This window comes from Streptomyces sp. CLV115 (genome assembly GCF_038448545.1).
Taxonomy (GTDB): Bacteria; Actinomycetota; Actinomycetes; order Streptomycetales; family Streptomycetaceae; genus Streptomyces; species Streptomyces sanglieri.
Window position 1 is genome coordinate 33245 of sequence record NZ_JBCEWQ010000003.1, and the last position, 25927, is coordinate 59171.

The following is a 25927-nucleotide window of genomic DNA, read 5'->3' on the forward strand; positions in this document are numbered from 1 at the left end:
GCCGTGCGGATACGTCATCGGATCGCGGGGAGGGAGCGGGGATGTCCGACCTGGAGCGAATCACGGCTCGTCGGAGTGAACTGCAGGCGCTCGCCAAGGAGTTGGGTAAACGGCTTCAGGAGGTCGAAGCGGAGCGAGAGGAGTTGGTGAGCCTGAGGCGGGTCTGTACGGTCAGTTTGCTGTACAGACCCCCTTGGCAGGAGAAGACGTCAAGACCTGTGGGATCCGCGGCGTGGGCCGGGTGACCGGATGGGTAGTCACGGTGTCACGGCGAGCAGGTGGCAGGGCGGCTCGCGATGGTCCAGTATGTGGTGCTGGGGTGTGAGCCCGGCGGCCTCCAGAGCGGCCAGGACGTCAGCCACGGGGCGGAGGGTGAAGCCGTGCTTGGTGAACGGCTGACGGGCCATCCAGTCTGGATCGGCGATGCCGATCACGCCACGGCCGGTCGGTGCGAGCACCCGCTTCAGCTCGCTGAAGCCCACCGTGGGATCGTCGATGAAGTAGAGAGTGTTGAGGCTGATCCAGCCATTCAGCGCGCCGTCAGCGAACGGCAGGGAGTCCATCGTCGCCCGGTGCAGCTCAAGGTGCCCGGCAGCAACGTCGGACCGCCACGTTTTGCCGGCTCGGGTGAGCATGGCCGCGGAAGGCTCGACGCCGTGCACGCGACCACCGTCGTTGGTTGCGTCCAGCAAAAGCTGAAGCCCGAACCCGCCGCCGAACCCGATATCGGCCACCTTCTCGCTACCGCTCAGGTCCAGGGTCTCCACCGCAGCGGTGATCAGCGCGGCGTTGCTCTTGTTCAGCATCCTCGCGACCAAGGCCCCGAGCGGACCCGAGGGGCCACCCAGTTGGCGGCTGAAAATGCGGAGCCGGACGTCGGACACACGGATGTGGGGCACGGGGCCACTATGGCAGCCACACCCTTGGTGCGGAACCGGTTGGCCAATCAGAGTTCCTCGGGAGGTGCGCCGCTTCCGTGCCACCCGACCGAGGGTAAACAACGGTCATCCACAGGTTCTGATCACCGCTCTGGCGGCCTCAGAGGCTGGTGATCCGCCTTGCCCGCACCCAGCTCCAGCCGCAGGACGTCGGCCTCGATACGTTCGCAGCCTGCCACTACTGGCATGGCAATGAGCGGTGTGCATTGTGAAGTTACAGGTCATGGGTCTGGTGTGCATGGATGTCGGCGTGCTCACGCTGGTCATAGGCTTATGACTCTCGTGAAGATCATCGGTCAGCGGGCGACTTCGCGGTTCGTCGGGACCAGCAGGGCCCTCACCAGCGTGGTCGCCCACTTCGGGTCGGTGCGTACCTGGCCGAGCACGCGCCAGTTCTTCAGGTGCGCGAAGCCGTGCTAGGCCGGGGCACGTCCCGCGGCCAGCGCCTTGTCGGACAGTCTCTGGCTGCGGGTCAGGGGCCGGTTGCGGGTGGCCTTGTAGCCGTGATCATCGCCGGGTCGGCGTCCGGGCCGCTGTCGTCGAGGCCGACGAAGCCCAGGTCGGCGATGGCGCCGAGCCCGGCCGCGCGGAGACGGGCGGTGAGTTTGTCGTGCCGGCAGGCACTGATCTCCGAGGTGCGTCCGGGCCTGGCCGCCGAGATCCACAGCAGGCGGCCCCGGTCGTCGGTGAGCGCGATCACGAGCAGGCTGTGGCATTTGTGCTTGCCGGAGTGGTTCTTCCGGTTCGCAGTTCCGGTGCGCCGCCGGGTGCGAACCAGGGAGCCGTCCAGCAGTACGATTCCGCCACCGGATCGGTGATCTTCTTCAGGGCGCGGTCCAGGCGCGGGGCGTGGGCGGCCAGCAGGCCGACGACCTCCCGCACCCAGCGGGTGACGGTGGTGCGGTGCACCCCGTTTCCGCCGGCCAGATCGCCGGGCCGCTTGGTCACAGCGCAGTACCGCCAGGACGATCCCTGCGCTCCTTCCCGCGGGCAGGGCCCGCCACCGCGAGCCGATCTTCTTGCAGTGGCCGCGTATCAGGGTGGCGAGATAGTTCAGAGTGGCGCTCGACAGCGGCAGGAGGGCAATGTAGACAAGGCCGCCAGGGCCCTCGACGGTGTCGTTGTTTTTCTTCACACCAAACTCAACTGCCGCCGAGGGACCGCCGGTTACGCCCCGACCGTCCCCGCCCCCGTTTCGGCGTGGCTACCGGCGTGCGATGAGCCGTCCGTCGGGCCGTTCATGCAGCCAGCCACGTTCGGCGAGCTTGGTCATCTTTGCCCGCAGCGGCTCCAGCTTCCCGCGCAACCCCACCTCAATGCCCAGCTCCTCGCCCACCGCCCTGACCTGCACCGGACCATCGGCGGCCCGAACGATCGCCAAGATCCGGCGGTAGTCACCGGGCAGCGCGGTCTCCTCCAGATCATCGCCGCGATGCGGGACCAGCAGCACCGCACGCCCCGCCACCTGCGCTTTCGCCGGAGCCACCAAGGCGGCGGCCTCCGCCTGGAGGCGGTCCCGCTCGGCCAGACGGTGCAGCACCCGCTCGGCGATCACCAACTCCTCCCGCTCCGCTTCGACCTCCTGAAGCTGTTTGCCCAACTCCTCGGCGAGCGCCTTCAGTTAACTCCGGAGAGCCGTGATCCGCTCCAGGTCGGACATCCCCGCTCCCTCCCCGCGATCCGATGACGTATCCGCACGGCCACGGCTCGTGGCCGGACCCTCACACCAGGCGCAGCGGAACCCGAGAACCGCCCTGACCGCCCAGCCAGATGATCTTCACCGTGGACACCGGCCGCCGATCAGCGCGAGCACGGCAAGATGCACGCACACCAGTCCACCTCACCTGCAGTTTTCACGATGCACACCGCTCATTGAGGAGACGTATCGGACCTGCTGGCACTCGATGCCTGGGAGCATCGCGAAGGCGGCTCGCATTTTGGATGCAGGCTTGTGGGAAGTGGCCTAACTGATCGTTTCAGAATGAAGCGCTTGGCCAGAGAGTTATGCGCTGCGAAGATGCGAACTCGACTGGACGGTGGAGGACGGGGACACCAGATGACGCGGTGGCAGCTCTTACAGGGAGACGTCCTGGTCGGTGAGCTCAGTGAGTACGGCTGTGATCAGCCGTTTTTCCTGGCGCGCTTCACCCCGGGACCGGGCTGGGAAAGCGTGAGGCCGTTGTTCGAGGCATGGGCGGCCTACAGGGGCCCTGACCCGGATGGGTTCAGGTTCGTCGCGCTGGTCAAGCCGTTGCAGGATTTGGGGCTCGCGCTGGCTCCGGTTGACGGCCGGCAGCCTCCGTTGCAGCTCTTCAAGGACTGCATGGTGCGTATCAACGGGCCTGAGGCCCGTCTCCGCTACTGGCACAGCGTTTGACCGTCCTCTGGAGCCGGCGCAGACATATCAGGCTGCAGGCCAGTTCAAGCAGGCCCCGGTGGAGATCGACGCGTCGTTCGTACCGGGTTCGGAGGCGTTTGAACTGGTGCAGCCAGGCGAAGGTGCGCTCGACCACCCAGCGCACCTTACCCAGTCCGGAACCGTGGGCGACGCCGCGTCGGGCGATCACGGGTTTGATGCCGCGCTTCCACAACAGACGGCGGTACTTGTTGAAGTCGTAGCCCCGGTCGGCGTACAGGCGTCGGGGCTTGCGGCGGGGACGCCCTCGTAGTCCACGGATCGATGGGATGGCGTCCAGTAGCGGCATGAGCTGGGTGACGTCGTGCCGGTTGCCACCGGTGAGGGTGACGGCAAGTGGGGTTCCGTGACGGTCAACGATCAGGTGGTGCTTCGAGCCTGGCCGCGCGCGGTCCACGGGTGAGGGGCCGACGTGATCCCCCCTTTGACAGCCCAGACATGCGCCCCGTCCACGGAGCAGTCGTCCGGTCCAGCAAGCTGGCACGGCGCAGCTCGACCAGCAAGGCCGCGTGCAGGCGCGGCCAGACGCCGGATCAGTTCCCCGCGGGCGTCGGGCGGGTCGCCGGGGTAAGGGTGGTGCGCGCTGGTGACACGGTTGGGGCCAGATGTAAAGGTGCCGCTCCGGGTTGCCCGCGAGGCGGCCAAGGGAGCCGACGCCGGCTGTGGCGTGCGTGCCTGGGTGACCGTGATTGGCCGATCACGGATGGTGGCGTCTCTCCCTTGTGAAAAATTTGGTCGCTTGACCTATATTAGGTGCCATGAACGACGAACTCTTCTTTGACGCCGACGGACCTGTGCTCCTGGTCGGCGGATACGGCACGGTCGGCACGGAACTGGCGCGGATGGCGGCCCCGTCGTGGCCGCTGGTACTGACAGGACGGACCGTGCGGCGTGGAAAGCGACTGGCGGACGAGACGGGCGCGGAACTGCGCGCCTGGGACTTGGCGGATCCGGCACCGTTCCGGGCGGGGATCAGCGCGGTTGTCACCGTGGTCAACGATCCGGACGACCGGGTGCTGCGCGCCGCGATCAGCGGTGGGGTGCCGTTCGTGGACGTCACACGCTGGACCACGCGGTTGCAGCGTGCGGCCACCGTCGCGGCACTGGCGGGCCCGACCGCACCGGTACTGCTGTCCTCTGCGTGGATGGGAGGTGTGACCAGCCTCGTCGCTGCCAGTCTCGGTGACCGGTTGGGGGGCGCGGACACGGTCGACGTGGCGATCCGCTGGGACCTCGCCGACCGGGCGGGCGCGGACTCGGTGGAGTTCATGGACCGTCTCGGACTGGACTACGAGGTGATGCAGGACGGGCAGCGGCACACGGTCATGCCTCTGAGCGATGCCGGCCGCGTCCGTATCGGGGAGACACTCACCCGGGTCGCGAGGATCGACACCCCCGAGCAGTTCACTCTCCCCCTCACCCTCTCCGCGCAGACCGCAACCACCCGGATCGGCTTCAGCTCGTCCGCATCCACGGCGGCCCTGCTGGCTGCCAAGCGGCTCGGGTTCTTCCGCTGGGGCCGCGGCGAGTGCTTCACCGGTACGCGCCGCGGATTGCTGTACGCCCCCGGTGAGGGAGGCACGGCTCAGCTCCGCATCGATGTCACACGTGGGGGCGACACCCTCTCCGCGACCGTGACCGATCCGGCCGGGCAGGCCCATCTGACCGCCCTGGGCGCCCTGATGGGGCTGCGTCGGGTGCGGGGCGAAGACGGCGCCCCCGCACCGAGCGGCGTGGTCTTCCCCGAACAGCTCCCGAATCCGCAGAACGTGACGTCGGACCTCGCCGCGCAGGGCGTCGACCTGGTTGTGCGCAGGGCCGTGCGCCACGAACACGCAGAGGGCAGGGCGGCGTGAGCGAACGATCTCCGGAGCAGGAGAAGCGCACGGCAACCACGCCCAAGGGTGCCCAGCGGCGTACTCTGATCCTGGACGCCGCCGAGCAGATCCTCTTCGAGTCCGGGTACGGCGAGCTGACCATGCGGGCGGTGGCCGTCACGGCACAAACGCGCCTGGGGCACGTGCAGTACTACTTCCACTCCCGCACCGAGTTGATCGCCGCTGTCCTGCGCCGCACCCTGGACCGTTCGCTCGACCGGCTGGCCCCGTTGTTCACCGACGCCGCCATGCACACTTCGTCGGACACGGAGGGGCTGGTCCGTCAGCTTCTGGCCGAGCACGATGATCCGCAACTCGTTCGGGTCTACGCCGAGTTGTGGGCACTGGCGGGTCGTGACGAAGCTGTCGCGGCGGTCCTGCGCTCCTTCTACGGCGATTACCAGGACCATGTGGCCAGGCTCCTCCGCACTCGCAACCCCGCTCTCCCCGAAACTCTCTGCCAGGCGCGGGCAAGGGTTTTCACCGTGCTGATCGAAGGAGCGGCGCTCTTCCGCTCCGGCATCACTGCCCAACGTACCGAGGCCGCCGACGCGGAACTCATCAACACGGCCACCGCCCTGCTCGGCTGACAGCGCCGTTGGAAGAACGAAATAGCACCGGCGCGGGGTGGCCCGACCGTCTTCCGCCGACAACGGCGATCTCACAGAAGAACAGATGCGGTGGATTTCGCTGACACGCGGCTCCTGTGCGGGCAGATCAACCGGCCCGCCGCGCGCTCAGCAGTATTCCCCCGTTGCCGCCCAGTTGAATCGTGGTGAGCGGCTCCTCGACCGGCAAGACCAGAGCCTGCCGGGAAGCCCTCGCCCTGCTGCGCGAACCGGATGAGCACTGGCGGCTGTGGCGTCCCCTCGACTCCACCCTGCGAGTGCCGAATGATCGACCGGGAGCCTACTCGGTGGGAAGCAAGGGTTGAGCCGTTCTCGGCCGTTCGCCGGACCGGTCAGGTGCGATCGACCCAACGCGGTTCGGCCGCACAGGAGTTGCAGTGCGATGTCGACCGGCTCGACACGGTCGAGGGAGGGAACGAAGTTGAGAGGATGCCAGGCGGCGAGATCGGTGGACCCGTCGGGGTCCTGATCGTGACATGAGCAGCGACAGAGCGAAAAACATCCGAGCCACGAGGTGCAGGAGGCACCGTTTGACCGACAGCGAGGAGATGCCGCTTGCCCTGACAGGCACTGCCCCGGTCCAGCGCGCAGGTCGTCAGGCGTCCGGAGTGATGATCTTGATGCCGCGGTTCAGATGCGGGCGGACCGTGTATTCACCGTCCGGTGAGGGCCGGTGCGATCCCCCGTCCTCGGGCTCGTTCGCGCCGATGACGGGCCAGAATTTCCCCTCCCCGTCCGTGGCAGGCAGCGATGGGTACGGTGCAGGACATGTGCAGGACGTGGAAGATCCGAACTGGCCGGACTGAACCTTCCAGCCGGGAGTGGCCGGCAGGACCGAGACCACGCGGTGGTAGGGCACCCCTCGCGCCGTAAGCGTGACAGGCCGTTCATCCGGCCTCGCCGCGCCGGTGCAATGGATGGATGTCCGCGGGTGAATACCACGGGGTTAATTCAGTTTTTTCCATGATTATCAGGCGTTACGATTCGAACGGTATTGATCAAGAACCCGTCGGTTCGAGCGTGGCCGGGGCGACGACCATTCGACGTGACTTCCTGTGGAATGCACACGACCTGAACGGCCACTCGCATGTCAGCCCGCCACCGCAGTGGTTCCGCGGCGTACGGCCGGTGGCGCGGAAGGGCCGCGCAGTGGTGTCCTTGCCGATTTCCGCCTTGGACCGGATTTCGGGCATTGTCACCTCCGCCAGTTCGCCGTCTTGCATGTCACCCGCAGACGTCCTTGCAGACGTTGCCCTGCAACAGCGATCGAGTCGCGTCGCGCGAATGGAGTCGAGCCGTCGCGGGAGGCCTGGGCCTCCAGTGTTTGAGCCCTACGAACGGCGTACCAGCGACAGTCACACCGAGAACCCCTGGTCTCGCGATCGTGCGAATGGCCAGAGCAACCCCCCATTGAAAGGCAGGACCCCTGTGAGCGGGACACCGCATCACGTGCCCGAGCCGCGCGCACTGCGCGACCGGGTGACCGCCCCTTCGACCATCGAGCTGCCCACGGCTGGTGAGGGCCTCGTCTGGAGACCGGCCACTGCCGCGGACATCGATCTGATCCTCAACCTGGAACGCGCCGCAGGGGTGGTCGATCACCCGCGCTCCCTGGTGATGAGGGACGAGTTGGAGGAAGATTTCGCCGACGAGACCTTCACCCCCGAGCGCGACGCGGTGATCGCTGTCGACCCCGACGGGCGGGCCGTCGCCTACGGTTCGGCTGTCGCCCCGTCCAGCACGGAGACCGTCTTCTGGGTGGAACTCGACGGAACGGTGGCCCCGGACCGTCGTGGCGAGGGCATCGGCAGCGCGCTGTTGGCGTGGCAGGAGGCCCGTGGTCTCCAGCATCTCGCTTCCTGCGACGCCGCCCTGCCCGGGTGGCTGGCGGTGGGCGCGGACGTCCGTGCCACGCGCACGATCCGGCTCCTGGAGGCGCACGGCTACGAGCGGGCCAGGTGGTGGCTGGAGCTGGAACGCGACCTCGTGGCGCCACTCGCCGAGCCGCCTTCCCCTCCGGGGGTGCGGCTTGTGCCCTACAGCGAGGAATGGGCAGAGCCGGCCAGATCCGCATGGAACGACGCCTTTCGCGACCACTGGGGCACCCAGCCGATGACCGCCGCCGAATGGGCCGCCGGTGACCGCCTGAAGGCGTCCCGCCCGGACCTGTCCGTACTCGCGGTCGCCCCCGGAACAGCCGACGCATCCGAGAGCGAGCGCGTCGTCGGCTTCGTCCTCGTGGACGTGTCGCCGGAGGAATGGCCGCTGCGCGGGGGCCCGTTCGGATACATCACGTCCGTCGGGGTACGGAGGGAGGCGCGAGGGCGTGGGCTGGGCCGCGCCATGCTGGCCCACGTGCTGCGAACACTGCGGGCCGATGGCCTGGGCTGCGCCGTGCTGGACGTCGACGCCGAGAGCCCCACAGGCGCCCTCGGCCTGTACCAGAACCTGGGATTCACCGTCACCGACCGCTCGGTCAGCCTCGTCAAGCGCTTCTGATCTCGCAGACCCTGCGGCCCTGAAGACCTGCGAGGAGCGAGGTCGTTATTGCCGGATCGGACGCCGAAGAGGGGAGGGCTCCGGTGGGATCACCGACAGGTGATCGACGCGATCCCCTTCAAGTACCGGACCGGGACACTGCGGATGAGCCTGCCCCGAATATCGGGTGATGGACAGAAGTCCATGTCCGGCTTCGGAAACGGGCACCCGACAGCACATGAGAGGAGGTGCTTACCGTCCTCGTCGTTCCAGTCGACTTCGTAGACGATTTCGACTGGGACGTCGCGGTCGATTCCATGGCTGTCCTTGCCTGCCGGCGCGCGGCCGGGGTCCACAGAAGGGGCCCCGGCCTGCGAGCCGGACGACCATGCCTGCGGACGCTCCCGCAAAGGGCTGACTACCAAGGTCCGCCTCACGGCCGAGGACCGACGCCGGCTCCCGGCCTTCTTCCTCACTCCTGGCCGGGTGGCCGACGGACCCGCGTTCCCGGCGCCCGATTACGTGTGGCTGGGCATTCGGCCACCCCGAGACCAGGCCGGAGGTGATTCAGGCGGACAAGGCGCGCTCCTCGCGCGAGCCGCGCTCACCTGCGGCGCCGCGGCCGCGTCGAACAGCGAGGGGAACTTCCCGTCGCGGTCGCGGATCAGGAACCGTGTCTGGCAGCCGGTGTCTTCGAGGTCCATGACGAGATTCTTCGTTGTCTGCGTCACCCAGGAGGCGCTCGGGTGCGCGGTGGCACCGAGGATCCGGATCCGCCGGTCGGCATGCTCGATCACCGCGAACACGTACAGCCACGCCCCGGGCAGTGTGACCGTCTCCGGAAAGTCGCACGCAGGCAGGGCGTCGGCCCGGGAGCGCGGGAAGTCCACCCACGTGCAGGAAGCGCGTTCCGGTGCCGGGGCGATCCCGGCCCCCTGGAGGATCTCCCAGACGGTGGAGGCGGCCACCTTGATTTCGAGAACGAGGAGTTCGCCGTGGATGCGCCAGCAACCTCACCCTGCGCAGCACTTCCGACGGCAACTGGTGCAGCAACGCCGCCAAGAACGCTCGACTACGAGCAGGCCGGGGTGGCGCCGGGCGACGTCGACGTGGCCGACGTATTTGACGCCACCGTTCGGCGAGATCCAACAGGTGGAAAATCTCGGCCTCTGGCCGATGGACGACGGCGGCCCGTGGTCGGCCTCCGGCGTGAGCGCGCTGGGCCAGGAGCGTCCGGTGAACCCATCCGGTGGACTCGCGTCCCGGGGACATCCCGTGTCCGCCACCGGACTGGTCCAGGTGTTCGAACTCGTGACCCAGTTCCGTGGCCGCGCCGGTGACCGACAGGTCCCTGGCACGCGCATCGCGATCGCCGAGAACGGCGGCGGTCTCTACGGCATCGAAGAGGCAGTGGCCGCCGTGACCATCCGGAGAAGGCCCTCGTGATCCAGCACACCAGCCAGGGGTACGCGGACCTGATCCTGTCCGCGCTGCGAAGACGGCCCGAGCACGTCGCGTTCCGGTTCACCGGAGACGACGGCACATGCCACGCCTGGACCTATCGGGAAACGGCAGAGCGGATCGAACGAACCGCGGCCGCGTTCGGACGGCTGGCTCTTGCTCCCGGGAGGGGCCTCGCCCTCCTGTCCGGGCCGCGGCCCGAGCCGTTCACTGTCATGGCCGCCGCCTGCCTGGCGGGGCGGCGCTACACCGCCCTGCGCCCACTGGGCACCGCGGATACCGATCTCTACGTCCTGCGCGACAGCGCCGCCGACGTGCTCATGGCGGACGACGGCCAGACCGCGGCCCGTGCTCGACCCGACGGTGTACAGGCGCTGGCACTCGCTGAACTCGGCCGACTCGCCGACGGCAATCGCCCCCGGTCCGAGCGATGGAGTCCTCCCGACGGGTTCACCGGAAGGGCACCGCCGAGTGCGCTCGCGCCCGAGTCCGACCACGGCCGCCGCAGTAGGCGCTTGCCCTGGTCGAGTGCGAGTGTGGTCCGCTCGGCACCCTCGCGCTCCACGGTTGCGAGTTTCACGACCCGCAGCGTCGGTGCCGAGGACCTTGGCCCCGAGGTCGGCGAGGAACAGAGTCGACTCGCGGCTCATCCCCGGGTGGTGGAAGAACTCCGCGTCGGACAGACCGTAGCGCTCCTGGCCGGTGCGCAGGAGGACCGCGCCGCCGACCGGGACCGCGCCGCCGACCGGGACCGCGCCGCCGACCGGGACCGGGGCGCCGTTGGCGGCGAGGGCGGACTTCGGGGCCTCGACGGTGATCGGGGCGTCGGGCTCGCACCGCTCGCACAGGTCCAGCACGAGGGCCTCGCACCACAGTTCGTCCAGGGCGATGTCGGTGATGGTGCGGGCCGGCCTGCCTTCGCCGGCCTGCCTTCGCAGGTCGAGCCGTAGTGCAGCGGAGCATCTATGTGGGAGTCGAAGTCGGTGAGCAGTTCCGCACCCCAGCCCTCGCTGCCCGGGTGGGCATAGGCCACGGAGGACGTGATCACCGAGGCGAGTGGGCGCGGCTGTTCGGGGAGCAGCTCTCGGTCGGCGGGGTCCAGCGTTCTGGTCAGGTCGATCTGTTCCATGACGGGTCCTCCTCGATTATTGGATGCTCAGCATGGAACTGGACCGCTAACATAGGCAAGGGATCGCCGTCCTGGTACTAACTGGTCAGCGCGACAGAATCGACCGTGCCAGGCGGCCGCGACGTTTGGAAGGACACCGCGTGGGTGCGACCTGCAAGCAGGAGATCTCCGCCGAGACCCAGCGCCGGCTGGTGGCCGCCGCGTGGGGACTCGCCGCCGGCGCCTGACCAGCACCCGCCTCTGGGGCTGCGCCGAGCGAAGGAAGCGGTCCCACTCCATCCACGGCCACACGGGCGCCGCAATGGTGCCAAAATCCACCGACCGACCGAGGAAGCCCCATGCCGCAGCATCAGAGTTCCCCCGCCGTCCGCCCCATAACCGACACCGACGTCCCCGTCGCGGTGGACACCCTCACGCGGGCCTTCACGGGCGACCCCTACATCCGGCACGTGATCGCCGCCGACGGCCATGAGGAGCGGATCCGGCGCTTCCAGGAGCTCTGCCTGACCCGCATCGGGATGGTGTACGGGCGCGTGTGGGTTGCCGATGAGGGGCGTGCCGTCGCCGTCTGGAGCACCGCCGACCAGGACCCCTCGCCCGCCTTCACAGAGATCGGCCCGCTGGTCGACGATCTCACCGGGGACCGGGCGGATGCCTACGAATTCGCGGAGCAGGCCGTCGAGCCGTACCGGCCGCATGAGCCGGCCTGGATCCTCAACACGGTCGCCGTCGCCCCCGAAGCCCAGGGGCAGGGCCTCGGCAGTGCAGTGCTGGCCCCCGGGATCGAGGCAGCCGCACTCGCCGGACACCCGGCGTTCTTGGAGACCTCCACGGAGCGGAACGTCGTGTTCTATGAGCGCCTCGGCTTCAGGGTCACCGTTGAGGTTCCGCTCCCCGACGGCGGCCCCCGCACCTGGTGCATGCGCAAGGACCCCTGGACGAGCACCTGACCGGATCGGCCGAGCCGGGCCGCAGTGCCCGCAACGGCTACCGCTCGGGGTCGGTGACGGCCAAGGCCGGGCCGGTCACGGTCGAGATCCCGCAGGACCGGGCCGGAGCCCTCTCGAAGGCCGAAGGTGCAACCGAGACATACGCGTCGCACCGAGGGCCTGGACAGGCTCGCTCACCGCGAAGGCCCTGACCTCGGGCGAGATCGTGGCGCACCTGGCCGAGGTCCATGGCACGGCGGTCGGCAAGGAGACTGTCTCCACGACCACCGACCGGGTACTGGAGGGCATGGCCGACCGGCGAAGCGTCCGCTTCATCCGGTCCTGTTCGTGGACTCGGTGAACATCGAGGCTCGTCTCACCCTGGAGGCCGACGCCCTGGTTGTCCGTACCCCCGTGCTCCTTCCCGAAGGCGCCCGGATCGCGCGCAAGCAGATCGCGGAAGCCGATCGGCTGGACTGGAAGGATGCCGGGGTCGGCTCCCGTACCGGCTGCGACACGATTGAGCTGACTCCGTTCCGCGAACCGCTGAACGTGGAGGTACGGCTACGCGGCGACCACGGCTTCGCCCCGGCCCGAAGGCTTCACCACGGCACCTGGATCCGGCACTTCGCCCGCAGATGTCACCGATCCGCGCGGTTCCCGGTACCGGGCGACCGCTGCCGAAGGATCCGGATCCGTGCCAGACACCCGGTGGACGCCCTCACCGCCCTGACTGAACAGGTAGCAAACTCAGGAATATGTCCTCGACCAGGCGCTCGGCCATGCGCGGTGCCTTCGGCCGCAGCAGCGTGACCAGGCGGCGCCGGCCGGCCTTGCGTATCTGGGCCGGGGACCCGAACCGCTCCGGCAGGGCCAGGACGGCCGGGTACTGAAGCCGCGGCCCCAGGACCCGTTCCAGCGACGGGTGGATCTGGGTGAGCAGGCCGTGGAGCCGGTTCGCGACCCGGGTGGCCTCGCCTGTCAGGTCGTCGTCGAAGCCGACGATCATCTCCGGCTCGGCGATCGTCCCGTCTTCGAGGTCGATCGAGCGCAGGGTGTGGGGCATCGCGCGGGCGGCATCCGCGATGATGAATGCGTCGCGGGCGTCGGTCTTGGCCTCGCCGGGACAGAGGTCGGCGATCCGTCGCATCGTCAGGCCAGGCACGATCCGCATTGAGGAAAACGATAGGGGTTACGGGACTTCCCCGATCCTCCACAACTGTCGCGACCGCACCTTGCAGGAATCGACAGGTGTCGGCCCGCTGCCGGGCGCGCCGGCGACCGGTGCCGCCGAGGCCAATGGGGCCTTTACCATGCAAGACATGGCCTCTGAACTGCAGCAGTTGATCGATGCACTCAGCGCGCGGCTGGGGCGGTCCGTGGCCATGGATGACGCCCGCATCCGGCTGCTCGCCCACACGGCGCACACCGGCGACGTCGACGACGCCCGCATCGAGTCGATCATGAACCGCGGGGTGTCGGCCGCGTTGTCCGCTCACGTCGCCCGGCACGGTGCTGCCCGAGCCGCCGACGCCTTTACCGTCCCGCCGTGCCCGGAGATCGGCTTCACGGTGGAACGGACCGGCATGCCGGTCCGTTACAACGGGGCGCTGCGGGGATACCTCTGGCTGATCGGCCCCGCCACTCCCAGAGACGTCGAGGCGCTGCGGGAGGCAGCCGGACAGGCCGCCTTGATCCTGCACCGTGATCACCTGGCCGACGAGGTCTCCCGGAGCCACGAACGCGAGCATGTCCGTGACCTGGTCGCCTCCGATCCCTCTGTGCGGGACGAAGCCGCCGCCGCGCTCGTCGAGGAGGGGCTGGTGGTGGCCGGTCCGGTCACAGCACTGGTGGCCACGGTGTCGCACGGGGCTGGGGAACCGCTCGCCGAACAGCAGCGGCTGGCGCTGGATCTCTCGCTCGACCACGCCCGGCGGAGGCTGTCGCCCGCCCGTGCCCTCGTCCTGTCCCGGCCGGATCATGCCCTGCTGCTCAGTATCTGGCCGGGATCCCGGAGCGATGGCACCGAACGCGCCGTCGGCGAATTGGCCAACATCCTGCACGAGAAGCTCGTCGCCGAACTCGGCACCGGCCGAGGGACGTCCTGCTGGGTGGGTATCGGCGGGAGACACCGCCGCCTGACCGATGCCCACATCTCCTACCGGGAGGCCCGTCAAGCCACCGATGTCGCACGCGCCACCGATGTGATGGGGCCGGTGGCCGCCTATACGCGCCTGGGGGTCTACGCGTTGTTGGCCAAGCTCTCACCGGATGAGCTGGCCGAAGGTATCCATCCTGGCCTGCGCCGGCTACTGGAGCCGGAGTCCGGGCACCAGGACCTGGTCGAGACCCTGCGTACCTACCTCGATCACGCCGGCGACGCACAGCGGGTCGCCGCCCGGCTGCACATCCACCGCTCCACGCTCTACCAGCGGCTACGGCGAGTCGAGGAGCTGACCGGCCTGAACATGTTCTGCGGAGACGATCGGCTCACTGCCCATCTCGGCCTGAAGATGGCGCAGTTGCACCGACCGCTATGACGTTCCGCCTTCCCTCGACGCCCCGGCCGAGCAGCGCTGCCCGGGCGGCGCTCGACTTCGCGGAAGGCTGTACGAGCGATGTCCTGCCGGCATCATGTTGCCCGCCGTTCGGAGCCGCGAGGCCGTCGGGGCTGCGACCGATCGTGCGGAGAGGACCAGATCCTCCTGAATGGCAGTCAGGCCCACGATCTCAGTGTGTCGTTCCGGCCGAGCACACTGAGGTCGTACTCGGTGAGACCGGCTTCGAGTGCGAAGTACACGCTGGTCCCGGTGGTAGGGGGACCGGGAGTCGTCGCCCCGTGTCCGCGCGCGAGTTTCGGCCGTGTGGCTCGGGCCGGCTCGGGCTGGCTTGGAGCGGGCTCAGTGTCGCTTGCTGCGCGGTCGGGGCGCCGACCCGTTCAGCCGTGCTGTATTCGGGCAGCCCCGGTTTCAGGCGGCCCGGCTTGACCACAACAAGTGTGCGGCAGGCTTCGGAGTCGAGTCTGCGGTGATCGGCTCCGAGTGGCGTGCAGGAGCATCACTCTCGATCCCGGACTGCCGTACGATCCACATCGATAGAGGTGGACCTGCGCGAAATCAGCGCGAACAACCCATTGTGGTGGGCATTTTCACGCAGGTACCGAGGTCGCGGGGCAGATCGTGGACACACTGCCCGCTGCCGCCGTGGAGCTTCTGCTACGAGGCCGAGCTCACCGGCAAGAAGGATGAGGAAGGCACAGCTTTCCGAGCGCACGGTCCCGACCGGTTCCTCTGTCTCCGGCGCCCGCCGGGATCGTCCGTAGGCCCTGTGTCAAGTGGAGTGCCCCTGACGGACAGTGGTCTGTGTGATCCATGACGGCGACTTCCTGGCGACGGGACAGGAGATCGGCCCGCCCCACCCGACCGGTATCCCGGCCGGGTGGGGCGGCACCACCGTGACGAACGGCATCCCGCCCCGTTCCGGACCTGAGTTGCGTCTGTCGGGGCCGGCGGCGCCCGGTCGGTCTGCTGACAGCGACGATCCGGTGTACCTCTCCGCCTTGCTTCGAACCGGAGTGTCGCGGCGACCGCCGGCACGGATCGATCTGTGAGACGGGTTTTTCGCACGACGCGGTCAGAGCCGGAAGGTCCGTACGACGAAGGTCTGGCCGGCGACCGATGGCCAGCTCGCCCAACTCCGGTCCGCGTCCAAGGCGGGCGCGCCGACGCCGTCCGGCAGGCCAACTGCTGTGGACACCACGCGGAGCGGCAGGGGGCCCTTGCCGCGGGTGCGGATGACGACGTCTATGCCGTCGGGGGGCGGGGCGGCGTAGCTGAAGCTCCAGTCCCAGTCGCCCTCCGGGTGCTCGGGGCCGCCGCCGAGCTTCGCGCCCTCCACGGTGGCGTCGAGGATCTGATGGTCGCCGGTGCCAGCGTGGACATCGATGCTGTGGGCACCGGCGGCGGCCTGGATACGGACCCGGATCGTGCGTACGCCGTCGGCCTCTGTGGCTGAGGCGTTCTTGGTACGCGGGGTGTCCAGGGGGGCGGCCTTGGCGGCTCCGTTCGAGAGCGCAACGCCGGCCAGCGGGGGAATACGGTCGTCGTAGCCGGCCGGTTCATCGGTGAGTAGCTTGCCGACGGCGGGCTGGGAGGTGTCGCCGAGGCTGACCCAGGTGGCCTTGCCCGTGTCGGACTCCAGGACGTATCCGAGGCTGACGGGCCGGGGCTCGTCAGCGCTGTAGCCGTCGAGCGCCGTTCCCACGCTCAGCGTGCCCGCACCTGCCACCGCCACCGCGAGTATCCCCGCGGTGACCGCCCGGCGCGGGGGAAGCGGCTCCAGGAGGCTCAGCAGCACAGCTCCGAGCAGCGCCGCGAGGACCAGCGGGGCGGCGGTGAGCGACAGCCCCAGGGCGGGCAGCAGCAGGAGTACGACCGGCAGGACGAGTGCCACAGCCGGTACGGCAGTCACCGCTCCGGCCACCGCCCGCCACGGGGAGTCGGCAGGTGTGAACCGCAGTGTCACGGCGACGAACGCCAGCCCGATCAGCGTCGGCCAGGTGAAGAGGTAGGCGGCCCCGGGCAGCAGCACCGCGCAGGCCACGGCGAGCAGCGCGAACCAGCCGAGCACACCGACCACGATGTCCAGCGGTGAAGCCTTGCGGCGGACCCAGCAGTACCAGGCGACGAGCAGCGCCAGAAGGAGCAACGCCTCGCCCCACGCGTACCGGTCGAGGTGGAACATGCTGCCCTCACCGAGCACGAAGTCCGGTCGGGCCAGGCCCAATGCCCACCATCCGGCCAGGCCGATGACCGCCGCGCCGATCAGCGTGAGCGGGAAGGTCACGGCGGCCCGTCCGGCCCCATAGGGCGACAGCCCTCGACGCCGGCCGAACCACAGCAGCAGCGGCACACCCAGGAGGGTCACCACGGCGAGCGGCAGGACCAGCCACGCCGGATACGACACGACCGTGGCGAACAGGGAGAAGTAAGTTGCATCCGGACCGCTCCGTGAGAGGTCCGACCCACCGAGCTGACGGACCGCTCCGAGTGCCGTGTCCCCCATGTCCTGCACGCTCGCGCGGTCGAGCCGGGCGATGTCGTCGTGGGCGGTGTGGTAATGCGCGGAGCCGTCCATGAAGGCGAAGTTGAGCCCCCGCATGCCGGCCTCATCGAAGACGGTCATGTCGGTGTCGTTGGGCAGTTGGTCGTAGATCGCGGCGGAGAACGACGTGGTGAGTGCACCGGAGGCCCTCACGGCAGGGGCGAGACCGGTTCCCGCCATCTGGAACATGACGACGGGACCGGAGGGGCCCCGGGCCTCCATGTTCACCACAACCGTCTGCTGAGGGGCGGCAGCCCGGCGCGTCCCGGCCTCGGCATCGACGAAAGCCTGCGCGCCGAGCAGCCCTTGCTCCTCGCCATCGGTGAAGAGGACCTCGATGTCGTTGCGAAGCGGCGGTCCTGCCTTGAGGATGCGGGCGATCTCAAGGATCGCGGCGACGTTGGAGCCGTCGTCGGCAGCGCCCGGGGCGATCGGCACGGAATCGTAGTGGGCAACGACAAGGACCCGGCCGGTGGACTTCTTGCCGGGAATCGTGGCGTGGATGTTGGAGACGGACCCGACGATGGCCGGGTTGTCGTCGGCCCTGGAAGGAGCGACCCGGGTCTGGACCTCGGGCCGCAGCCCCAGCTTCCGCAGCTCACCGACGAGATACTCCCGCACGTCCGACTGGGCGGCCGAACCCGCCGGGTGCGGGACCTTCGCGATTTCGTCGAGTCGGGCGACCGCACGGGCCGCCGAGAAGTCGTCGGCGGGAGCGGAAGCCGGTCGGGGCTCGACAGTACGCAACGGCAGCATGGCCGCGACAGTGGTGAGGAGCAGCAGCAGAAGGGCGGCCAGTGCCGGTATCCGTCTGCGCATCTTGGTCAGGACTTGCACGGATGTACCTCATAGCAACAGTGGGATGGGGCGGGGGGCGGTGCGCGCCGAGCCGCGGCGTCGATGGTGATGATTCACAACACAGCAGCGCAGTGCTCACGGGCACGGTCGCGCGGCCAGAGCTGGTCGGTGCCCGGGAACGTCTTGGCGACGGTGACGCTGCACCAATTGGTCGCGGCAGCCCTGCGGATCGACTTGGCCAGCAGATGTACCAGTTGCAGGCCGCGTAAGTCCACTGCAAATCAGCCTGCGTTCGACAGGCACCGGGCAGGTGACCTCGTCACTCCCCGAGCAAACCTATACGCGCGGCAGCAACTCTGGCGAACGCTCACGCAGCGAGGTGTCCGGAGGCCTTTCCGGCAGCGGAAACCCCAACCACTGCGTGGCATACAACTGTCGCTCACGTCGTACAAAACACTCGACATCTGTTGATTGATATCGCCGACCGGCGCTACCCATCATGGGAGGGCAGTCTTGCCCTCCGTAAAGTCCACCACGATGTGACACACCGTGTACCGCTGTGTTTCGCGTGCGCAAAAGCACGTACCGGGCTTGAGTATGCGCGAGGGCACAGACCAGAGGACTATGCATATGGGGTGACGATGGTGGTGATTCCCGGCGCCGTCGCGGATGTCTGCACAACGGCGGAACCACCTCAACAGGAGCGACCGGCCAGGTTCATTGTCCATTCCTCACCATTCAAAGGGCCGCATACGGCTGCGGCAGAACGGACAGGCCCGTGGACCGTCGCCCGGTCGGCAGGGGCGAGGCGCCTTCCCCCGACCTCACGTCGGCGAGTCGGGGCCCGCCGCTTCCTGGCCTTCCGTCTGCTGGGCGCGGCGCCACCACTGTCTCCTTGCTTCTGTCGCGTGCGACCAAGCCGACCTAATTCAATTCTCTCCGCCGTTTGCAGTCGATACGGTCGGATCAGTAACGAGCAAGATCTGCACGGGCCGAGTGCGGCCGAGGCACTTCTCACGAGACGCAAGCCACACACACCCGCTTCCCTGTCGGCTCGCCGCCGCAGAGAACCCCGAAGTGGGTGCGGTCAGTCCGAGAAAGGATCCCCATGAGTGGGACGACACATCACAGCAGCGAACTCCGCCCACTGCGCGAACGGGTGACCGCTCCGTCGTCGATCGCGCTGCCCACTGCAGGGGACGGACTCACCTGGCGGCCCGTCACCGCCGCCGACATCGGCCTGATCCTCGATCTGCAGCGAGCTGCCGGAAAAATCGATCATCCGCGTTCGCTGGTGATGCGGGACGAGCTGGAGGAGGAGTTCGGGAGTGAGGTCTTCGATCCCGAGCGTGACGCGGTGATCGCCCTCGACGCCGCCGGGCGGGCCGTCGCCTACGGCTCGGCCGTGGCCCCGGCGAGCCAGGAGACGATCGTCTGGGTCGAGCTCGACGGAACAGTGGTCCCGGACCGCCGGCGTGAAGGCATCGGCAGGGCGCTACTGGCATGGCAGGAAGCTCGTGGGCTTCAGCATCTCGCCGCCTGCGACGCCGTGCTGCCGGGATGGCTCGCATCGAGTGCGCAGGACCATGCCACTGCTGCGATCCGGCTTCTGGAGGAGCAGGGGTACGAGCGTGCCCGGTGGTGGCTGGAGCTGGAGCGTGATCTTGCCGCGCCTGTCGCCGAGCCCGTGTCCACTCCCGGAGTGCGGCTTGTGCCGTACGGGGAGGAGTGGAGCGAGCGGGCCAGGTCCGCGATGAACGAGGCTTTCCGTGATCACTGGGGTTCCCAGCCGGTCACTGCCGCCGAGTGGGCCTCGGGCGACCGGCTGGAGGCATTCCGCCCGGATCTGTCCGTACTCGCCGTCACCTCCGACCCGGACGGGGGTGAGCGCGTCGTGGGGTTCGTCTTCGTCGACGTGGCGCAGGACGAGTGGCCGCTGCGAGGTGGCCCGTTCGGTTACATCACGGCCGTCGGTGTGCGGCGGGAGGTGCGGGGGCAGGGGCTGGCCCGCACGATGCTGGCCCAGGTGTTGCGGGCGCTGCGGGCCGTCGGTCTCGGCCATGCCGTGCTCGATGTCGATGCCGAGAGCCCCACCGGTGCTCTCGGGCTGTACCAGAGCCTCGGCTTCACGGTCACCGACCGTGCGGTCAGTCTCGTCAAACGCTTCTGACCTCTCCCGGTCCCGGCCGCCCAACCACCACGAACAGAAAGCGCCCGCCGTGTTCCCTTCCCCCATCACCAATTTCTGGCTGACCCCCTCCGTGACCAGCCGTCTCCTCCACGACGACGGCACCTTCAGTGTCACCGTCGATGCCGCCCTCGACGAGGACGAACGGCTCACCGTCCTCACTACGACCGACGGGAACACGCGCGTTCTGCTCACCCCTGCGGTCGCCGAGGTGCTGGGTCTGCAGTTCGGGCAGCCGGTCGACGAGGCGGGCTTCCGGCAGCGGCTCGAGAAGTCCGGCATCGCTCTGCACGGCGCCGACAACCTCTTCTACTTCACCGATGAGGCCCGGAAAGCCTTGCTCGGCGAGCCGGATGCCCCTTCGATCCGCCCGCTCACCGAGGCCGACGCGCGGGCTTTCGCGCAGTTCGAGGCAGCTGCGTCCGAGCAGGATCTCGACGACTCATCCGTCGAGCTGGACCACTGGGCGGTCTACGGAGCCTTCGAGGACGGGCAGCTGGTGTGCGCGGCGAGCATGTACCCGTGGGACGATGCGCCGCTGGCCGACCTCGGCGTGCTGACGCTCCCGCCGTACCGGGGCAAGGGCCACGCCCGACGCCTCGTACGCGCGATCTCCCGGCACGCCCTCGCACGGGAGCACGAGCCGCAGTACCGCTGCCAGCTCGACAACCACGCCTCGGTGGCGGCGGCCGGATCGGCCGGCCTGACCCGATTCGGAACCTGGGACATCATCTCGCCGGACTCGGCCGTGTAGGCACCGCCCGCCCGTTCCCGCCGCCTGACGAACCCGCCGAAGCCCTCCGACGCCCTGGTGGCCGCGCCGAACCTGCTGGCCTGCACCAGCACGGCCGCTGCCAGGGCGGGCACCGCCGGGGCGACCCTGTCGGCCGGCCTCCGCATCTCGATCTGCTAGGATCTCTGGGTGCTGATTGTGATGTTCATCTGACGGTCCTGGGTCTCTCCCGCCCAGGTTCCGATCCGTTGAGGGTGTGGTTTTTCATGCCATCCGGAATTCGATCACCGTCAGACTTCAGCGGCCGCGCGCAGGACCCCGGTCGCGCATCATCGGAGCTTCTTCATGCTCGCAGTGCTTCTTCTTCCTGGCGCGCTTCGCGCCTTCCTCCCCGCCCTGGTCGCTCGGTCCGCTCTCGCGATGGGCGGTCTCGCTCTCCTCCTCACCGTCCAGGACAGTACGGGTTCTTACACGCAAGCCGGATTCGCAACAGCGACGTTCGGAATCGCCAATGTCATCGCCGCCCCTTGGCGCGCCCGGGCGGTCGATCGACTGGGTCAACGAATCGCACTCACCGCTATGGCGTCAGGCCAAGCATCCGGGTTCGTCGCTCTCGCGCTCATCGCGGAAGCCGAGGGAGTTGCGGATATCTGGTTCCTTGTTCTCAGCGCGGTGGTCGGCCTGACGACGCCACCGCTGGGGGCCGCGATGCGAATGCTCTGGGCGTCACTCACGACAGCCGGTGACCAGCGAACGAAAGCATTCAGTATCGACGCGGTGTGCGAAGAGCTCCTCTTCGTCGGTGGGCCCGTCGTCATCACCGCAGTCATCGTGGCCACTTCTCCCAGTACCGGACTCTGGGTGACCGCTGCCGCGGTTTCGCTCGGCACTGCTGCGATGACGTCCAGCGCCTTGTCTGGGGCTCTTCGCGGAACAGGAGAGGGAACCGCGCGAGGTGATCGCCCGCTTCGCCAGCCAGGATTCGCAAGGGTGTTGATCGTCCTCCTGGGTGTCGGCGGTGTGCTCGGCGTCGCGGAGATCGCAGCGCCGGCAGTGGCTGAGCAACGTGATGCCGTCGCAGCTTCGGGGTGGATCCTGGCGGCCTTTGCCGGCGGAAGCGCTCTCGGAGGATTCCTCTACGGGCAGCTGAACCTGAAGGCAGACATCTCCAAGAGGCTGTTCGCCCTGTGCATCGGCATGGGACTTGCCGCGGTGCTCGTGTCCCAGCTGGACACGCTTGGCCTCTTCGCTGCGGGCCTCGCGCTCGTCGGCCTTTTTCTCGCTCCCTCTCTCATCACCGGATATCTCATCGCCGACACCATCGTTCCGGAATCCAGCCGGACGGAAGCGTCGACATGGATCAACACCTCCGTAAACCTCGGCGCGTCACTGGCGTCCGCGGCAGCGGGAATCGTCATCGACAACTCCAACGCCTGGTTCGCCCTCCTGCTCATGGGAGCGATCGCTCTCGCGCTTGCCACAGCTGTGCCATTCGCACGACTGCGCAAGATCGGACCGCCCGCAGTCCATGCTCCCGATCGTTGCGAGCACAGCTGACCAGTAACCCTGCGGCCGGCCGCCCACAACGGAGGCGGCCGGCGAGCCGCTCATAGCCGATCTTGTACGCCTGCCAGACGATCTCGTTCAGGTCCTGGCCGTTTCCGGTGGCGAAGGCCAGGGGCGCGGTGTCGGGCAGAAGCCGGCCGAGCCAGGTGGCGAACTGGTCGCGCAGCGAGATCGACGCGGAGCCGGGAATGTGCCCGGCGGCGTAGTCGGCGGCCGGGCGGACGTCCACCACGTGGCCGCCATCGGCTGTCAGGGCCGGACCTGCTGCGCGGAGAGGGAGGGAAGCTCCGGCTGTGCGGGCAGCACCGCAGGGCCGCGCCCGTTGATCGCGCCGAGGCGGTCGAAGCGCGCGGGGCAGGTGCCCAGGCTCGCGATGAGCTGGGCCGCGAAGGTGTCCTCGTCAGGGGCGGCGTAGCAGCGGGTTGGCCTGCTTCTGCGCGCCGATGGTGGTGGTGCGCTCGGTGCCGGGCGGCGCGGAGCAGAACGAACCGGCGCCGTGCGTGGGCCACATGGCCGTCTCGTCCGGCAGTGCGGTCAGCCGCTGCAGTGATCGGTACTGGGCGCGGGCGAGTTCCTCGGTGCGCTCTGGGCCGAGGAGGCCGGTGCGGGCGGCGGAGTTCACGATCAGCGACCCGCCGGTGAACACCTCAGCTGGCGGGAGCCGTCCAGCAGCAAGGACAGGTGCTCGTCGGTATGGCCGGGGGTGGCCAGGGCCCGCAGCGTGAGTCCGCCGAGGCCCACCTCGTCGTCGTCCGCGAGCGCCTGGTGCGCGAAGGCCCGGCGGCCGGCCGCGGAGGCGAGCACAGTCGCCCCGGCGTCGTGGCCGAGCTGGACGGCACCAGAGAGGAAGTCAGCGTGCAGATGCATGTCCGCGGCGAACGCGATGCGCAGCCCGCGCCCCTCGGCTGCCGCCCGCCGAGCGCGCAGGTCGCGGCTGGCGTCCATGGCCGGGGCGCGGCCGTCGCCGAGGTCGAGGAGATACACGCTGTTGCCCAGCCCCTCGTCGTCCACCGGTATGAGGTGATCGTCCGCGAAGCCCACGGCGTCCTCCAAGATCTCGGAAACGGGGGCGTGTGGTCACACCCGCCAGACTCAACTACAATAATCCATGGATTTATGGAGGATGCCATGTCGGAGAACACGAAGAGCACTACGAAGGCCCGGCTGTACGACGCGTTCGCAGCCAGCGGCAAGGCGCTGGCCAGCGGAAAGCGCCTGGAACTGCTGGATCTGCTGGCTCAGGGCGAGCGCACCGTCGACGCGCTGGCGAAGGCCGCCGGGCTGAACCTGACCACCGCCTCCGCGCATCTGCAGACGCTCAAGCAGGCTGGGTTCGTCACGACCCGCCGTGAAGGCGTACGCATCCACTACCGGCTCGCCGGTGACGACGTCGCCCAACTGTTCGCGCTGCTGCGCAAGGTCGCCGAAGCCCACCAGGCCGCCGTGCCCGCCGCACGCGATGCCTACCTCGGCGAGGACACCGCCGCCGAGCTCAGCCGTGAGGAACTGCGGGCCCGCATCGCCTCCGGGGACGTCGTCGTGCTCGACGTGCGGCCGGTGGAGGAGTACCAGGCCGGCCACATTCCCGACGCCCTCTCCATCCCGGTCGACCAGCTCGCCGACCGAATCAACGAGCTGCCCGAGGACCTGGAGATCGTCGTCTACTGCCGTGGCGAATACTGCGTCCTGGCCTACGACGCCGTCCGGCTGCTGACCGACCGCGGCCGCCATGCGATCCGCCTCAACGACGGCATGCTGGAGTGGCGCCTGTCGGAGCTGCTCGTCGACACCTCGGACCTGGAGTGAGTGCCCCAAGCACTCGACGCACGCCGACCCCACCCCGTGCGCCGGCCCGCAGCGCTGCCCATCCGGCGCCGGGCCGGCGCAACGACCGCCCTCTCTCCTGCCAAGACCGGCCAGGCTCTCCCTGCCGGTCCCGCACCGCTCACCGCAACTCCGGAAAAGAGACATGACCAGCACCGCGCCCATCAGCACGACAGCCCTCATACCCGACCCCGCCCAGGCCCAGCCCCGGATCCTGCGCGTCCTGGTCGCCTCTCAGGTCCTCAGCGGCGCAGGACTCGCCGCGGGTGTCACCGTCGGCGCCCTGCTCGCGCAGGACATGCTCGGCTCGACCAGCCTCGCCGGGCTACCGAGCGCCCTGTTCACCGCCGGCTCTGCCCTCGCAGCCATCACCGTCGGCCGCATCTCCCAGGCTCACGGCCGCCGCCCCGGCCTCGCCACCGGCTACCTCACCGGCGCCATCGGCTCCGCCGGCGTCATCACCGCCGCTGTCCTGGACAACCCCGTCCTGCTGTTCATCGCCCTGTTCGTCTACGGCGCCGGCACCGCCACCAACCTCCAGGCCCGCTACGCCGGAGCCGACCTCGCCCCGGCTGGCCACCGCGCCCGGGCCGTCTCCACCGTCCTGGTCGCCACCACCCTCGGCGGCGTCGCCGGACCCAACCTCGCCGCCCCCGCCGGTACCCTCGCCGAACACTTCGGCATCCCCCACCTCGCCGGACTCTTCATCATCTCTGGCGCCGCCTACGCGCTGGCCGCGCTCGTCCTCGCCCTCTGGCTGCGCCCCGACCCGCTGCTCCTGGCCCGAACCGTCGCCCAGGCCAAGGAAGCCGACACCGCAGCCAGCCCGGCCACCGCCGATGACGCCGACACCAGCGAGGGCCGCGGAGGTGTGGTCCTGGGCGCGCTGGTCATGATCCTCACCCAACTCGTCATGGTCGCGATCATGACGATGACGCCGGTCCACATGCACGACCACGGCCACTCCACCGCCGCCTCCGGACTAGTCATCGGCATCCACGTCGGCGCCATGTACCTGCCCTCACCGCTCACCGGCTGGCTCGTCGACCGCTACGGCCACATGAAGATCGCCGCCGCCTCCGGCATCACCCTCCTGGCAGCCAGCCTCCTCGCCGCCGCAGCCCCCGGCGACTCCGTCGCCCTCCTCGCGCTCGCCCTCGCCCTGCTGGGCCTGGGCTGGAACTTCGGCCTCGTGACCGGCACCGCGATCATCACCGACACCGTCCCGCTGGCCACCCGCGCCAAGACGCAGGGCCTGGTCGACGTCTCCATCGCCATCGCCGGAGCCACCGGCGGAATGGCTTCCGGCATCATGGTCGCCGCCACCAGCTACCCCGCCCTCGCCCTCACCTGCGGCGCCCTCGCCCTCGCCCTCCTGCCCGCCGTCGCTGCCACCGCCTACCGCCGATGAACCCCACGAACCACGAAACCCCCGCACCCGACATCACCGTCGACGGCACCGGCCTGCTCTGCGTCACCCTCCTGCTGCGCCTGTGCAAGGAGATCGACGGCGCCCAGCCGGATACCGTCGTCCACGTCATCGCCACCGACCCAGCCGCACCACTCGACCTGCCCGCCTGGTGCCACATGACCGGCCACCACTACCTCGGCCCCGTCCCCGGGAACGAACGGCCCGTGTATGTCGTGCGGATCGCCGCCGGTGCCCGTCCCATCCCACCCGAGCCGGCGCTCCCTGGCAGGTGGACGACCGCGAGGGTTGACCGCCGACGGGCGTTGACCCCGGATCTTGGACACCGTAGACACTGGATCTTGAAGCCAGTGTGGTGCTCGTCGCCGTCGAACCGCGACCTCGCCGGCCTGTCCACCGCTCTCGACGGCATGCCGCACTGACCACCAC

At 68.9% G+C, this 25927-nt stretch carries 24 protein-coding genes and 4 pseudogenes; 15 read left to right on the top strand and 13 right to left on the bottom strand.

Annotated elements, in window-relative coordinates; all coding sequences use genetic code 11:
- Window positions 1-257 precede the first annotated feature (257 nt).
- The 5 genes and pseudogenes from AADR41_RS01700 to AADR41_RS01720 all read right to left on the bottom strand — a co-directional run.
- On the bottom strand, window positions 258-806 hold the full coding sequence (locus AADR41_RS01700) for a methyltransferase domain-containing protein (protein ID WP_342279567.1): 549 nt from the start codon (window positions 804-806) through the stop codon (window positions 258-260).
- A gap of 604 nt (window positions 807-1410) precedes the next feature.
- Window positions 1411-1737, bottom strand: coding sequence for a transposase family protein (locus tag AADR41_RS01705; RefSeq protein ID WP_342279654.1), 327 nt, complete (start codon window positions 1735-1737; stop codon window positions 1411-1413).
- Window positions 1635-1886 carry a hypothetical protein gene (locus tag AADR41_RS01710; RefSeq protein ID WP_342279658.1) on the bottom strand — a complete coding sequence of 84 codons (252 nt, stop codon included), beginning with the start codon at window positions 1884-1886 and terminating at the stop codon, window positions 1635-1637. The genes AADR41_RS01705 and AADR41_RS01710 overlap by 103 nt, the downstream gene beginning before the upstream one ends.
- A gap of 256 nt (window positions 1887-2142) precedes the next feature.
- Window positions 2143-2538, bottom strand: a complete 396-nt coding sequence (locus AADR41_RS01715) for a hypothetical protein (protein ID WP_342279568.1) — start codon at window positions 2536-2538, stop codon at window positions 2143-2145.
- A 733-nt stretch (window positions 2539-3271) separates the two neighbouring features.
- Window positions 3272-3887, bottom strand: a pseudogene (locus tag AADR41_RS01720) (IS5 family transposase); the annotation flags it as partial.
- A 225-nt stretch (window positions 3888-4112) separates the two neighbouring features.
- Here AADR41_RS01720 and AADR41_RS01725 point away from each other — a divergent pair.
- From AADR41_RS01725 to AADR41_RS01735, 3 genes are all read left to right on the top strand, one after another.
- The gene (locus AADR41_RS01725; RefSeq protein ID WP_342279569.1) at window positions 4113-5210 is read left to right on the top strand and encodes a saccharopine dehydrogenase; all 1098 of its coding nucleotides are present in this window, start codon (window positions 4113-4115) and stop codon (window positions 5208-5210) included.
- Window positions 5207-5821, top strand: coding sequence for a TetR/AcrR family transcriptional regulator (locus AADR41_RS01730; RefSeq protein WP_342279570.1), 615 nt, complete (start codon window positions 5207-5209; stop codon window positions 5819-5821). Before AADR41_RS01725 ends, AADR41_RS01730 begins: the two co-directional genes overlap by 4 nt.
- A gap of 1488 nt (window positions 5822-7309) precedes the next feature.
- Complete coding sequence (locus AADR41_RS01735) at window positions 7310-8359, top strand: GNAT family N-acetyltransferase (protein ID WP_342279571.1); 1050 nt, start codon at window positions 7310-7312, stop codon at window positions 8357-8359.
- A gap of 497 nt (window positions 8360-8856) precedes the next feature.
- Here the strand turns inward: AADR41_RS01735 and AADR41_RS01740 are convergent, their stop codons facing one another.
- Window positions 8857-9306, bottom strand: a complete 450-nt coding sequence (locus tag AADR41_RS01740; protein ID WP_342279572.1) for a hypothetical protein — start codon at window positions 9304-9306, stop codon at window positions 8857-8859.
- A gap of 31 nt (window positions 9307-9337) precedes the next feature.
- Here AADR41_RS01740 and AADR41_RS01745 point away from each other — a divergent pair, with 31 nt between their 5' ends.
- Together AADR41_RS01745 and AADR41_RS42765 are read left to right on the top strand one after the other, a co-directional pair.
- Window positions 9338-9784 carry a thiolase C-terminal domain-containing protein gene (locus AADR41_RS01745; RefSeq protein ID WP_342279573.1) on the top strand — a complete coding sequence of 149 codons (447 nt, stop codon included), beginning with the start codon at window positions 9338-9340 and terminating at the stop codon, window positions 9782-9784.
- A pseudogene (locus AADR41_RS42765) lies at window positions 9781-10140 on the top strand (AMP-binding protein); the annotation flags it as partial. The gene AADR41_RS01745 and the pseudogene AADR41_RS42765, both read left to right, overlap by 4 nt.
- Window positions 10141-10440: 300 nt before the next feature.
- Here the strand turns inward: AADR41_RS42765 and AADR41_RS42770 are convergent.
- Window positions 10441-10656: pseudogene (locus tag AADR41_RS42770) on the bottom strand (hypothetical protein); the annotation flags it as partial.
- A gap of 610 nt (window positions 10657-11266) precedes the next feature.
- Between AADR41_RS42770 and AADR41_RS01755 the strand changes: the two are divergent.
- Both AADR41_RS01755 and AADR41_RS42775 read left to right on the top strand, forming a co-directional pair.
- Window positions 11267-11878, top strand: a complete 612-nt coding sequence (locus AADR41_RS01755; protein WP_342279575.1) for a GNAT family N-acetyltransferase — start codon at window positions 11267-11269, stop codon at window positions 11876-11878.
- A 53-nt stretch (window positions 11879-11931) separates the two neighbouring features.
- Window positions 11932-12069, top strand: coding sequence for a hypothetical protein (locus AADR41_RS42775; protein ID WP_446750970.1), 138 nt, complete (start codon window positions 11932-11934; stop codon window positions 12067-12069).
- Window positions 12070-12602: 533 nt separating this feature from the next.
- On the opposite strand, the pseudogene AADR41_RS01760 reads toward AADR41_RS42775, so the two are convergent.
- Window positions 12603-13022 (bottom strand): annotated as a pseudogene (locus AADR41_RS01760) (IS110 family transposase); the annotation flags it as partial.
- A 70-nt stretch (window positions 13023-13092) separates the two neighbouring features.
- Between AADR41_RS01760 and AADR41_RS01765 the strand changes: the two are divergent.
- Together AADR41_RS01765 and AADR41_RS01770 are read left to right on the top strand one after the other, a co-directional pair.
- Complete coding sequence (locus AADR41_RS01765; protein ID WP_342279576.1) at window positions 13093-14397, top strand: PucR family transcriptional regulator; 1305 nt, start codon at window positions 13093-13095, stop codon at window positions 14395-14397.
- A gap of 824 nt (window positions 14398-15221) precedes the next feature.
- Window positions 15222-15467 carry a hypothetical protein gene (locus tag AADR41_RS01770; protein WP_342279577.1) on the top strand — a complete coding sequence of 82 codons (246 nt, stop codon included), beginning with the start codon at window positions 15222-15224 and terminating at the stop codon, window positions 15465-15467.
- 23 nt (window positions 15468-15490) lie between these two features.
- Here AADR41_RS01770 and AADR41_RS01775 read toward each other — a convergent pair whose 3' ends face one another.
- Window positions 15491-17797 (bottom strand): M20/M25/M40 family metallo-hydrolase, encoded by a 2307-nt coding sequence (locus AADR41_RS01775; protein WP_342279578.1) that lies wholly within the window; start codon window positions 17795-17797, stop codon window positions 15491-15493.
- Window positions 17798-17871: 74 nt separating this feature from the next.
- Complete coding sequence (locus AADR41_RS01780) at window positions 17872-18033, bottom strand: hypothetical protein (RefSeq protein WP_342279579.1); 162 nt, start codon at window positions 18031-18033, stop codon at window positions 17872-17874.
- A gap of 833 nt (window positions 18034-18866) precedes the next feature.
- Here AADR41_RS01780 and AADR41_RS01785 point away from each other — a divergent pair.
- The 3 genes from AADR41_RS01785 (at window position 18867) to AADR41_RS01795 (ending at window position 22236) form a co-directional block, all read left to right on the top strand.
- Entirely contained in the window at window positions 18867-19928 is a 1062-nt protein-coding gene (locus AADR41_RS01785; RefSeq protein ID WP_342279580.1) for an N-acetyltransferase, read from the top strand.
- A gap of 49 nt (window positions 19929-19977) precedes the next feature.
- A complete protein-coding gene (locus tag AADR41_RS01790; protein ID WP_342279581.1) occupies window positions 19978-20700 on the top strand; it encodes a GNAT family N-acetyltransferase in 723 nt (240 codons plus the stop codon).
- A 399-nt stretch (window positions 20701-21099) separates the two neighbouring features.
- Window positions 21100-22236 carry an MFS transporter gene (locus AADR41_RS01795; RefSeq protein WP_342279582.1) on the top strand — a complete coding sequence of 379 codons (1137 nt, stop codon included), beginning with the start codon at window positions 21100-21102 and terminating at the stop codon, window positions 22234-22236.
- Here the strand turns inward: AADR41_RS01795 and AADR41_RS01800 are convergent.
- From AADR41_RS01800 to AADR41_RS01810, 3 genes are all read right to left on the bottom strand, one after another.
- The gene (locus AADR41_RS01800; RefSeq protein ID WP_342279583.1) at window positions 22130-22477 is read right to left on the bottom strand and encodes a rhodanese-like domain-containing protein; all 348 of its coding nucleotides are present in this window, start codon (window positions 22475-22477) and stop codon (window positions 22130-22132) included. The genes AADR41_RS01795 and AADR41_RS01800 overlap by 107 nt on opposite strands.
- A 168-nt stretch (window positions 22478-22645) precedes the next feature.
- Window positions 22646-22867, bottom strand: a complete 222-nt coding sequence (locus AADR41_RS01805; protein WP_342279584.1) for a hypothetical protein — start codon at window positions 22865-22867, stop codon at window positions 22646-22648.
- Window positions 22868-22869: 2 nt separating this feature from the next.
- Window positions 22870-23286, bottom strand: coding sequence for a hypothetical protein (locus AADR41_RS01810; RefSeq protein ID WP_342279585.1), 417 nt, complete (start codon window positions 23284-23286; stop codon window positions 22870-22872).
- A gap of 87 nt (window positions 23287-23373) precedes the next feature.
- Here AADR41_RS01810 and AADR41_RS01815 point away from each other — a divergent pair, with 87 nt between their 5' ends.
- From AADR41_RS01815 to AADR41_RS01825, 3 genes are all read left to right on the top strand, one after another.
- Window positions 23374-24051 carry an ArsR/SmtB family transcription factor gene (locus AADR41_RS01815; RefSeq protein WP_342279586.1) on the top strand — a complete coding sequence of 226 codons (678 nt, stop codon included), beginning with the start codon at window positions 23374-23376 and terminating at the stop codon, window positions 24049-24051.
- 163 nt (window positions 24052-24214) lie between these two features.
- The gene (locus tag AADR41_RS01820; RefSeq protein WP_342279587.1) at window positions 24215-25480 is read left to right on the top strand and encodes an MFS transporter; all 1266 of its coding nucleotides are present in this window, start codon (window positions 24215-24217) and stop codon (window positions 25478-25480) included.
- Complete coding sequence (locus tag AADR41_RS01825) at window positions 25477-25920, top strand: sulfurtransferase TusA family protein (protein WP_342279588.1); 444 nt, start codon at window positions 25477-25479, stop codon at window positions 25918-25920. The genes AADR41_RS01820 and AADR41_RS01825 overlap by 4 nt, the downstream gene beginning before the upstream one ends.
- The last annotated feature ends 7 nt before the right edge of the window (window positions 25921-25927 follow it).